The sequence below is a fragment of the Musicola paradisiaca NCPPB 2511 genome (assembly GCF_000400505.1).
Lineage (GTDB): Bacteria > Pseudomonadota > Gammaproteobacteria > Enterobacterales > Enterobacteriaceae > Musicola > Musicola paradisiaca.
Map to the genome: position 1 here is coordinate 4,512,007 of NZ_CM001857.1, position 10,398 is coordinate 4,522,404.

General features: G+C 57.5%; 8 protein-coding genes. 4 read left to right on the forward strand and 4 right to left on the reverse strand.

Annotated elements, in window-relative coordinates; translation table 11 throughout:
- Positions 1-5: 5 nt before the first annotated feature.
- Positions 6-2,591 (reverse strand): oxygen-sensing cyclic-di-GMP phosphodiesterase DosP, encoded by a 2,586-nt coding sequence (gene dosP, locus DPA2511_RS20215; protein WP_015855577.1) that lies wholly within the window; start codon positions 2,589-2,591, stop codon positions 6-8.
- Positions 2,592-3,235: 644 nt separating this feature from the next.
- On the opposite strand from dosP, the gene DPA2511_RS23615 reads away from it, so the two are divergent.
- The 3 genes from DPA2511_RS23615 (at position 3,236) to DPA2511_RS22235 (ending at position 5,784) form a co-directional block, all read left to right on the forward strand.
- Positions 3,236-3,412, forward strand: coding sequence for a hypothetical protein (locus DPA2511_RS23615; RefSeq protein ID WP_015855578.1), 177 nt, complete (start codon positions 3,236-3,238; stop codon positions 3,410-3,412).
- Between the two features lie 537 nt (positions 3,413-3,949).
- Complete coding sequence (dsdA, locus tag DPA2511_RS20225) at positions 3,950-5,305, forward strand: D-serine ammonia-lyase (protein ID WP_015855579.1); 1,356 nt, start codon at positions 3,950-3,952, stop codon at positions 5,303-5,305.
- 2 nt (positions 5,306-5,307) lie between these two features.
- Positions 5,308-5,784 carry a GNAT family N-acetyltransferase gene (locus tag DPA2511_RS22235; RefSeq protein ID WP_015855580.1) on the forward strand — a complete coding sequence of 159 codons (477 nt, stop codon included), beginning with the start codon at positions 5,308-5,310 and terminating at the stop codon, positions 5,782-5,784.
- A gap of 89 nt (positions 5,785-5,873) precedes the next feature.
- On the opposite strand, the gene DPA2511_RS20235 is transcribed toward DPA2511_RS22235, so the two are convergent.
- Together DPA2511_RS20235 and DPA2511_RS20240 are read right to left on the reverse strand one after the other, a co-directional pair.
- Positions 5,874-6,926 (reverse strand): zinc ribbon domain-containing protein, encoded by a 1,053-nt coding sequence (locus DPA2511_RS20235; protein ID WP_015855581.1) that lies wholly within the window; start codon positions 6,924-6,926, stop codon positions 5,874-5,876.
- A gap of 23 nt (positions 6,927-6,949) precedes the next feature.
- On the reverse strand, positions 6,950-7,921 hold the full coding sequence (locus DPA2511_RS20240; protein WP_015855582.1) for a bile acid:sodium symporter: 972 nt from the start codon (positions 7,919-7,921) through the stop codon (positions 6,950-6,952).
- 275 nt (positions 7,922-8,196) lie between these two features.
- Here DPA2511_RS20240 and DPA2511_RS20245 point away from each other — a divergent pair, with 275 nt between their 5' ends.
- Positions 8,197-9,474 (forward strand): histidine-type phosphatase, encoded by a 1,278-nt coding sequence (locus tag DPA2511_RS20245; RefSeq protein ID WP_015855583.1) that lies wholly within the window; start codon positions 8,197-8,199, stop codon positions 9,472-9,474.
- Between the two features lie 84 nt (positions 9,475-9,558).
- On the opposite strand, the gene DPA2511_RS22240 is transcribed toward DPA2511_RS20245, so the two are convergent.
- On the reverse strand, positions 9,559-10,398 hold an 840-nt coding region (locus DPA2511_RS22240; protein ID WP_035050419.1), incomplete at its 5' end, for an MFS transporter.

Consider the following 10,398-nt stretch of genomic DNA (forward strand, 5'->3'; position numbering starts at 1 on the left):
TGTTCTTAAGCATCCGCATCAGAGGGTTGCACGGCATCCGGGCGATGTTTTCCCGCCTGATATTCCTGCAGCCACCCCGGCACATCCGACGCTTTCATCGGGCGGGCGAACAGATAACCTTGTGCAATACGGCCGCCCAGTTTGCCGATCAACGCGCTTTGTCCTTCGGTTTCCACCCCTTCCGCCACCACCTCCAGTTTCAGGCTGCGGCCAATGCCGACCACCGCTTCAACCAACGCCTGGAGACGCTCTTCGGACTCACACTTGTCGATAAAACTACGGTCGATTTTGACTTCAGTCACCGGCAGGTTCACCAGATTAGAGAGATTGGAAAAACCGGTACCGAAATCATCAATCGAAACACCAATGCCGTTGCCGCGGATACGATGCACCACGGCCAACATATCCGGCGTCAGCGCCATCGCGGCGCTCTCGGTAATCTCGATAGTAAGGCGCTCGCCGGTCAGGGAAAAACTCTGCAGGATTGTGGTGATCGTCTCCGGCAGATCGCGATGAAAACAGAGCGGAGAAAAATTCACCGAGACCACCGGCACCCTCGCCCCGGCCAGATCCCACAACGACAGCTGACGGCACGCCTCGCACAACGCCCAATAGCTCAGGGCTTCGATCTCGCCGATATCTTCCGCCAGCGCAATGAATTTACTGGTCGGGACATTGCCGAAGACGGGGTCGTACCAGCGGGCTAACGCCTCCATACCGTACAACTCGCCACTGTCCAACCGAATCTGGGGCTGATAATAAAGCTCCAGCTCGCCATTATTGATGGCGCGTTTAAGCGCACCGCCCAATAGCAGCCGCTCGCTAGCGGCCACATTCATGTCGGCGCTGAAAAACTGATAACCGCCGCCGGCTTCTTTGGCGCGATACATCGCGACTTTCGCGTTATCCAGCAGCGTCTCGCGGTTACTCCCTCCCTCCAGATAGTGGCTGATCCCCACGCTGGCCGACAGGCTCAACCGGTGCCCGTCCAATTCGACCGGCTGGCTGATGGTTTCACGTAACTGCTCCGTCATCAGCGATGCCCGGTGCGCTGAACAGTCCGGCGCCACGATCACGAAACGATCGCCTTCCGGCCGGCTCAGCCACTCGCCTGCACGCAGAAAAGCCTGCAGACGATGTGTTACCGCCACCAGCACCCTATCGCCGGCGGCATGACCAAAGGCTTCATTGATATCCTTGAACCGATCCAGACCGACGGAAAACAGGGTGACTTCTCTTGTTGGCTGCTGGGAAAGGATGTCATCGAGATAACGTTGCAGATGGTATTGATTGGGCAGGCCGGTCAGCGGGTCGTATTGCACCAGTTGAACCATACGCTGTCGATTCTCTTCCTGCTCTATCGCCAGCGAGCACAGGTGCGTGCAGGCATCAATGATGCGTTCATGAAACAACGTCGGCTGCCGCAGTTCGCGGGAATAGAATGCAACCGTTCCCGCCACGCTGCGGTCGCGCCGCCGTATCGGATAGGACCAACAGGCGCGTAAACCATACGCCAGCGGTATCTGGGAAAACATCGCCCAACTCGCATCATGCTCGATATCGGCGGCCACGACCGGTTCGCCGCGCCAGGCGGCCGTACCGCAACTGCCGACGCCATCGCCGATCGCCATGCCGGAAACCTGCTGATTGTAGGCATCGGGTAATTGCGGAGCCGACCAATGCCGTAGAATGCCGCGATGATCGACAGTCATGATGGACGGTATGACATCCGGCACAATCTCCGATACCTGCTGACAGATGTAATCGCCCAGTTCGGCAAACGACAGGCTACTCACCAGCGCACCAAGAATATCGCGCTCCAGACTGCGGAACTGCTGTTCCTCGGTGATATCGGAGATAACGTTGATCGAATACCCGTAGAATTCGTCGTTTTCGTCGTCGATCAGCGGCGAACTCGCCATTCGCCCAAAAGCCTCCCGGCCATCCCGACAGCGGATCGCCACCTCGGCCTGAACCCTCGACCGCCCCCACATGACAGACATCTTTTTCCCGGCACTATCCTGACTATCCAGGGAATATGACATGATGCCGTCCAACGTGTTGCCGACGATGTCTTCAAGCGCGTAACCGTACAACCTGCTGAACGAATAATTGACTCTGATCACCCGGCAGGCGTTATCCAAAAGCACCACCGGACGTTCGGCATTATCGATCGCCAACATAGTCAGGCGATTTTGCCAACGCGCTTCCACATCCAGGGAAACATCCCAGGCCATCAGCATACGATACGTCCGGCCATTAACCTCGACCTTCGACAGCGGCAGCCGGCCCCAGAACTGGCCGCCGTCTTTGCGCTCGAGCAACCACTCACACTTCGTCTTCGCCCCAGCCGTCGAATCGGCCTGATTACTGCGGATAGCATCCAGGTAGGCCGGACGACAAACCGGTGCCAGCAAAGACACCACGGGACGACCCCGCATTTCCTGACGCTCGTACCCCCAGAGGATTTCCGCAGCGCGATTAAACAGCAATACGCAGCCAGCATCATTAATAAGGACAACGGCGACTATCGACTGTTCCAGCGCTGACAGTAACACCTGCTCACTATCAGGAATCGTTAAGTATTCCATTCTTTCGCCTCCACTCCACTAATAGTGAGATCCTTATTTCACAATAGATTGTGGCTCTTAACGTCTGAAAATCTCTTAAAAACATAAAAAAAAATGAACAATATTGAGCTAAAGACGTTTAATTCGCCATCATTCTGATAAATACATCCACGTCCCGGCCGATTAAATAAGACCTCATTTCTTTGCCTGGATACTTATCACGCTTTTGTCATGATGCTTACCGAATAAGAACAATAGCTAATAATCAGTAATATTTATTTGTGTTTTATAAAAATACCATGTAGGCAAAATCATTTATCGATAATCTGTTCACTGCCGAAATAAGAAAACTCCGCATCCGACATCACCCGCTTATCCCGAGAGCTGGAAATAATGCCGGAATATCTCTCTTATCTCCACCGGAGATTATCGCTGTAAAAACGAACACTACATCACCACCCAATTGACGCCAACACATAAGATAATACCGTTTCTTCTGCTTATTTTGTTTGACGTTTCACATTAACAACATGTTTTCCTTATCATTCTTTTCACTATAAACCAAGGGAAAACAACCTGTGACGCCAGGCAGGGAAAACGACGCTCAATCACGCTCACCGCATTCATACAACTATGGTGGGAAATCTGTCGGGAATACGACGGTGATGAGTGACGATAAGAAAACAGCAAGATCGAACGACCATGAAAAAGGTACTGTTATTCCCCCCAAAGGCACCCTCTATATCAGTGGGATGCAGCCTGGTCAGTACATCGACTTGCCGGATATAACCGATATGACAATCATGATAATCGACAAAAACCCCTATACCAGACGGCGATGAATTCTTGTTTGCAGATATTTATTCATCACACTTAACCGGCCATCGGCACTGCCGCAAAAATAAACCCATAAAACGGGAGTTATCTTTATATTCCAAACAGGATACCCGTAATTATTGCTAAAAAATAATCGTCTTAATTGAACAATAAATTCTTATCGATCGGTATAACCTATAGAAAGGGAATAATTAACGAGAAGCAGTAATAAATCAAATTCCAGCCAAAAATATTTTTAACTCGCGCTAATTGCTGATGCGGAAAAATTTTCAGCTACCTCACTTCCATTACACCCCCTAAACCCATCGTTAAATTAACCATTTCAGACATAAAATTTTCATATCCATTGACAGATTTGCGCCATAAACAAATTAATTCATTGATTTAATTAGATTAAAAAGACTCATCAATCGACTGAAAGTTCTTCGAACAATACAACCGCCTATAGGCAAAAAACCAGCGACGCTGGCATGATGAAACACTGGCGCCGAACAGCTCATCCATCAGAAAACGAAATCTGCAAAAACAACGAGATGCATATCATGTCCCACACTATTCATGGCAAAACGCTGACGCAGTGGAAAACCGATTTCCCGTTGCTGACCGACCTTATCAATAAACAACCGGTGAATTGGTTCAATCCGGCAACGCGCCGTCTGAACGTTGCGTTGCAAGATATTCCGCTAAGCGCCGCGGAGGTGGCCGATGCCAGTCGACGGCTGCACCGTTTTGCGCCTTTTCTCATGCAGGCGTTCCCGGAGCTGGAAGCAAGCCAGGGTATTATCGAATCCGAACTGATGCCGATTCCGGCATTTGCCTATGCGCTCGCCGGGCAATACGGGCTGACGCCGCCTGACGTTTTACTGAAAAAAGACAGTCACCTGCCGGTTTCCGGTTCGGTCAAAGCCCGCGGAGGTATCTACGAGGTACTGTTTCATGCCGAGCGGCTGGCGATGCAACAAGGTTTACTGCGCGAAAGCGACGACTACCGCCGCCTGCTGGACTCCGACTGCCAGCAACTGTTTCGTCGCCACCGGGTCGCGGTTGGCTCAACCGGCAATCTGGGGTTATCAATCGGTATCGCCAGCGCGCGTCTCGGCTTTGACACCACGGTACATATGTCCGCCGATGCCCGGCAGTGGAAAAAGGATCGCCTGCGCGCCCACGGCGTGCGCGTTATGGAATACGCCGGCGACTACGGCCAGGCCGTCGCGCAGGGGCGCCGTGAAGCCGAGAGCGACCCTACCTGCTATTTCGTGGACGATGAAAACTCCACCGCATTGTTCCTCGGCTATGCCGTCGCGGGTGAACGATTGAAAGCCCAGTTTGACGCGCAAGGACGGGTCGTGGACGAGGAGCACCCGTTGTTCGTTTATCTGCCTTGCGGCGTAGGCGGCGCGCCCGGTGGTATCGCGTTCGGCCTGAAGCTGGCATTCGGCGACCATGCGCACTGCATTTTCGCCGAACCCACCGAGTCGCCCTGCATGCTGCTGGGCGTCTACACCGGGCAGCACGACCGGCTGTCGGTACAGGATTTCGGCATCAGCAACCACACCGCGGCGGATGGACTGGCGGTCGGTCGGCCGTCCGGCTTTGTCGGCCGAACCATGCAGCACTTGATCGATGGCTATTACACGCTGACGGATGAAGAGATGTACGCGCTGCTGCATCTGATGGACATCACGCAGGGCATCCGGCTGGAACCCTCGGCGCTAGCCGGCGCGCCGGGATTTGTGCGGCTACTGCAGGAAACTCAAGGATACCGGCAACGATCACCGTTAACGCCGCAGCGCTGTCAGCAGGGAACGCATGTGATTTGGGCGACCGGCGGCGGCATGGTGCCGGTGGAAGAAATGGCGGCGTATCTGGCGGCCGGCGCCGCCTGTTACGGGAAATAATCATGCCTCTGCTGGCCTTCACGCCCCAGGATTATTACCGGCTGCCGCGCTGGATAAACACTCCCGAGCTCAACATGCTGTGGGGTGGGCCGACCTACGATTTCCCGCTGACGGAAGCGCAGATCGCAGCGCATCTGGCCAACCCGCAGTTTGTCCCCTACCTGTTCAAACACCACAGGCAACTTGTTGGTTTTATCGAAATCAGCCGGGTCGAGCCCAGACACTGTCGGCTCTGCCGGGTATTCATCGACCCGGCGCACCGCGGCCGCGGTCTGGCCCGCGTCATGTTGCAGGAAGCGATCCGCCAGGCCGCGCAGCGCTTCGGCGCCCGCGTCATTTCTCTGGCGGTGTTCACCCACAACCACGCCGCACTGCATTGCTACCGCTCGCTGGGTTTTAAAACCTACATGGTCGAACAATCCACCCGCCAGTTCGACGGCCATGCGCTGGAACTGGCCAGAATGCGCCTGACGCTCTGAGCCCGGGCCGGCTGAGCGCCATCGTCCGCCGAGTCGAATCCGTCCATGCGCAAACGCGCAACGTGCTGAGCGCTATTACCTCACAGACGCTAAGCGTCCGTGTTCGCCGGCGTGCCGCAATCCGGGCAGAAGTGGAAAAACGCATTCTTTTTCAAACCGCAGCCGGTACATTGCGACAACAACTGCAAACCGCAATGCATACAAAACGTCGGCGTATTGCCGTTCTGCAAAATCAGAGGGCGATCGCAGCCGGGGCACTGATTGCGCGCCAGCGCCGACAACGCGGCCTCGTAATGGATGGACTCCTTGCGCTCCTCCTGCGAGGCCGTCTGCTCCTGCCGTTTCTGCTCCAGATAAAGCTGCAACCGGTGCAACAACGCCCGGCCGCCGAAAAACGTCAGCACGACGCCGACGCCATAGCGGATATAGCCGCCAAAGCTGGGCAAATAAGGCACCAATTCGACGAAAAAGCCGAACAGCGCAAACAGCATGAACCCCCAGACAAACGGCCATTGATTGCTGCGGCGATAACGGCGAAACAGCAGGATCGCCGCCGCCAGCAGTGGGCCGACAAACGCCAGCCGGATAAAAAAGGCCTGCAATGCGGCGCGATCTATCGCCTGGATATAACGGGCGTCCGCGTCCTGCTGCAGTTGGGCCAGCGCCTGGGTCACGGGGCTGATTTGCGCCTGCAATTGCCGTTTCTGCTTCTGTAAATCGCCAAGCTGTCCATCAAGCTGTTTTTGCAACGCCAACAGCCGATCAAGCTCGCGGGTACGCTTGATCACCTCCGGGTTTTGGTCGGTCAGCTCAGTGCTGCTGCGCGTCACACGCCAGTTGTCAAAACTGGCGCGAGCCTTGGCATAATCATTGCCGGCCGTTTCACGCTCGTCCTGTTTTTCCGACAGCGCGGCATCCAGCTTCTGACGCGCCTCCTGCAACGGCGCCATCCGCTGATTCTGTACGTCAACCGCCGCCTGATCGACAAAGCTGCTGCGCACCGGCTCATCGTTCAGCGACGGCAAATCTTCCAGCACACCGGAGCTAATCATGATCAGGAAATAGGCAAACAGCAGCGCCACTCCCCATTGTCCCAATCGGATCAGGCGCTCCGGCCCGCGTAACGGTTTAAATGCTCGCATGGGTTATTCTCACCAATCAGTTTTTATCGTTCAAAACGCATCCGCGGCGTCCAGCGGATATACACCAGCTCCGCCAGCAACTCGACCAGCGTCTGCGTCACTACCACCGCAGGCATCAGCGGCATCGCCCCCGGCACCGTCAACGCCAACGGCAAAATCACCAGCGCATTGCGGGTCGATGCGCTGAACACTACCGCGCGACCGGCGGGCGCATCCAGGCCGAACCCCCGCGCCACCATCCATCCCACCGCCGGCATCGCCACGGCAAACAGCAGATAGACCGGCAGCACCTGCCGCACGGTTTGCCCCGCCATCGCCAACTGCGGTGTCACAGACGCTGTCACCAGCGCCAGCACGACGGCCGTGGCGGGCACCGGCAGCATGCCGAGCCAGATGTTGACGCGCGCGCCGGTCGGCGAACGGGCGCCCCAGCGCTGGCACAACCCGGCCAGCCCCAGGGGCAGCGCGATCAGCGTCAGAAACGCCGCCAGAAACGGCGCGCCGCTGACGGCAATCGCCGCATCATGAAACAGCAGCGTCAACCACAGCGGCAGCAACAGCATTTGCAACAACAGCAACAACGGCGTAGCGGCCAATAGCAAACGCGAATCCGCGCCGCCCAGCCCGGAAAAAGTCACCACGTAATCCACACAGGGGCACAGCAGTACCATCGCCACGCCGATCGCGACCACCGGCGTCAACGCCGCCCAGTGCAACAATCCGGCCACCAGCAACGGCACGGCAAGGAAATTGGCGACGCACAGCGCCAGCAAAAAACGGCGATGTCGCAGCGCTTGCCGCAGCCGGGACAACGGCAATGACAGAAAGGTTGCAAACAGCATCAGCGCCAGCGCGGGATTGATGGCCTGCGCCAGCCCGTCTGCGGGCGGCCAGATCCAGGCCAACAGCGCGGCGGCGATCATGGAGGACAAATAAAGGGCGGTTTGTCGGCGATCCAACCAGCCGCTCCACGCAGAAGTCGGTAATATCGGCATCCGAGGTTAACTGAATGAGAGAAATGCTCCCGACTATGCCATCAATCCCGACCGCGCACCACCGACGGCGTCAGGCGCTCCGTCTCGCCCATTGGCGAATATCTTGTTTTTTCATTGACGGACGTAAAACATCCACGTCATGCTTGGCCCCGGGCGCCATATTGCTTACAGAATGAAAAACATCCCGCGCCTCTTATACAGAAAAAACATTCATCCATGATTCGAGCTCGCTTACTTTTTATAGCAACACTGAATTTGTTGACTGAGGATCCACTATGTCACTTACGCGCAAAGTATTAACCGGTCTGCTGCTGGCCTCGTTGCCGCTACTGGCCACCCAGGCTGCCTCCACATCATGGAGCCTGGAAAAAGTGGTGGAAATCAGCCGCCACGGTGTACGCCCGCCGACGGAAGGCAATATCAAAACCATTCAGGAAGGTACCGGTCGGGAATGGCCGACCTGGCTGACCCGCTATGGCGAGTTGACCGGTCACGGCTACGCTGCCGCAGTGCTGAAAGGCCAGTATGAAGGCAGTTATCTGCGCGAAAATGCGCTGCTGACCGGCGCTTGCCCAGCCTCCGGCGAAGTATTTGTCTGGGCCAGCCCGTTGCAACGCACGCAGGAAACCGCCATGGCGCTGATGGACGGTGTCTTCCCCGGCTGCGGCATCACTATCCGCGGCGCGGCAAGCGAAGAACAGGACACGTTGTTCCACGCCGACGACGCCGGTGTCACGCTGGATGCCGAGCAGGTTCGCGCCGATTTGCAAAAAGCGATGCAGAACAAAACCGCAGCCCAGCTTCAGACCGGTTTCAAACCGGATATCGAACGCCTGCAACGCGCGGTTTGCCAGACCGACAATAAACCCTGCCCGGCCTTTAGCGCCCAATGGGACGTTAAAGACGGCAAGAAAGGTTATCCGGTGCTGAATGGCCCGGCGGCGTTGGCCAACATGGCGGAAACCATCCGTCTGGCGTACAGCAACAACGCGCCGCTCAGCCAGGTAGCTTTCGGCAATGCCCGCAGTGCGGTCGACGTCGGCGCGCTGATGTCGCTGCTGACCGTCAATTATGATTTCACCAACGATCTGCCCTATGTCGCCCGTCGCGGCGCCTCCAATGTGCTCAACCAGATCGCGCTCTCACTGTCGACACAACCGCAGCCGGACGCCCCGCCCGCCGCCAAATGGCTGTTGTTCGTGGCGCACGACACCAATATCGCCCAGTTACGCACCCTGTTGGGGTTCACCTGGAAACAGGCGGAATATCCGCGCGGCAATATTCCGCCGGCAGGCAGCCTGATTTTCGAACGTTGGCGCAACAATCAGTCTGGCGAGCGTTTTTTACGCATCTATTTCCAGGCGCAATCGCTGGATCAGATCCGGGCGTTGATGCCGCTGGATAGCGGCAACCCGCCGTTACGCAGCGAATTCACCACCGATGGATGTCAGCAAACCGAAGTGGGGACTCTGTGCCCATACGACGCGGCCCTGCAACGTCTTAATGACGCTATCGATCGCACCGCGCTGCTGCCGGTAAGCTATAGTCGCTAAGAAAACAGGCCGCAGTCCTGTGATGAACAGGCTGCGGCCTGGCAATGCCCCCCGCGGCGGCGATGCCCTGCGGGGTTTGTTGTTTTAGCGTCTGGATCGCCGGGCGGCCACCAGCGCCAGCAACGACAACGCCAGCGCAAACAGCACCACCGCCGGCCACCCACCCAACCGCCAGGCCATCATGGCGCAGGAAGAACCCAGCGCGCCGCCGGCAAACATCCCGCCCATGAACAGGGTGTTGATGCGCCCCCTGGCTGCATCCCGCAAGCCGTAGATGACATGCTGATGGGCAATCAGCGCGCTTTGCACCCCCAAATCCAACAGCACCACGCCGACGACCAACCCAACCCGCGACGGCCACCAGCCGAACACGCCCCAGGACAGCAGCGTCAACGCGACGCCCGCCAGAATCACCGGCCTATCCCCCAGGCGATCCGCCAGCCGTCCGGCCATCGGCGCCGCCATGATCCCCGCCACGCCGATCACCCCGAACAGGCCGGCCGCCGCCGCACCCAGCGGGCGATCGCCGCTGGCGAGATAGAGCGCCAGTATGCTCCAGAACACGCTGAATGCGGCAAACAAGGCCCCTTGCACTAAGGTGGCGCGCCGCAGCGCCGCCTCTTCACGCCACAGTGTCAGCAGCGACGACATCAGCGACCGATAAGAAAGCGAGGACGACGCCGGCAAACGCGGCAACATCCCCCCCATCAGCGCCGCGCCAGCCAGCGCCAACGGAGCACCCAGCCAGAACATGGCGCGCCAGCCCGCAACGTCCGCCACCAGCCCGGCGAGCGTCCGGCTCAGCAGAATACCGCTCAACAATCCGCTCATCACGGTGCCGACCACGGCGCCGCGCTGCCCCGGCGACGCTAGCGCTGCCGCCACCGGCACAATCTGCTGGGCAACCGTCGCACCGATGCCGGT

What these genes read in the sequence shown, in the direction of transcription:
- dosP (WP_015855577.1), bottom strand. Translation starts at nt 2,591, where the DNA reads ATGGAATACTTAACGATTCCTGATAGTGAGCAGGTGTTACTGTCAGCG.
- DPA2511_RS23615 (WP_015855578.1), top strand. Translation starts at nt 3,236, where the DNA reads ATGAGTGACGATAAGAAAACAGCAAGATCGAACGACCATGAAAAAGGT.
- dsdA (WP_015855579.1), top strand. Translation starts at nt 3,950, where the DNA reads ATGTCCCACACTATTCATGGCAAAACGCTGACGCAGTGGAAAACCGAT.
- DPA2511_RS22235 (WP_015855580.1), top strand. Translation starts at nt 5,308, where the DNA reads ATGCCTCTGCTGGCCTTCACGCCCCAGGATTATTACCGGCTGCCGCGC.
- DPA2511_RS20235 (WP_015855581.1), bottom strand. Translation starts at nt 6,926, where the DNA reads ATGCGAGCATTTAAACCGTTACGCGGGCCGGAGCGCCTGATCCGATTG.
- DPA2511_RS20240 (WP_015855582.1), bottom strand. Translation starts at nt 7,921, where the DNA reads ATGCCGATATTACCGACTTCTGCGTGGAGCGGCTGGTTGGATCGCCGA.
- DPA2511_RS20245 (WP_015855583.1), top strand. Translation starts at nt 8,197, where the DNA reads ATGTCACTTACGCGCAAAGTATTAACCGGTCTGCTGCTGGCCTCGTTG.